Source organism: Bacillus sp. AFS029637, from assembly GCF_002584985.1.
Taxonomy (GTDB): Bacteria; Bacillota; Bacilli; order Bacillales; family Bacillaceae_G; genus Bacillus_A.
This window is the reverse complement of sequence record NZ_NUPZ01000052.1, coordinates 1-209: the sequence shown is the minus strand read 5'-3', so window position 1 is coordinate 209 and position 209 is coordinate 1. Positions and strand designations below refer to the sequence as shown.

Annotated in this window: 1 protein-coding gene; it reads right to left on the bottom strand. The window is 33.5% G+C overall.

Translation table 11 applies throughout. From position 1 onward, the window contains the following. A partial coding sequence (locus tag COE49_RS25465; RefSeq protein ID WP_141556644.1) for a Cna B-type domain-containing protein occupies positions 1-209 on the bottom strand: 209 nt, incomplete at both ends.

Below are 209 nucleotides of genomic sequence, written 5' to 3'. Positions count from 1 at the left end.
ACTTCTTTTGTTTGGAACTCTGTTCCATTTTGAAGCAATTGAACCGTAATACTTTCTGGGCGTTTACCAAACTTATTATTGTAGTCTTCCCAGACTTTTTTACCATTTAGTTCTGTTGTTTCTGTATTTTTGTAAGTGTTCGTGATCGTTGTTCCTTCTACTTTTGTTTCGTAGTCTTTCACTTTTACTTCATTTACTGTGTACTTGAT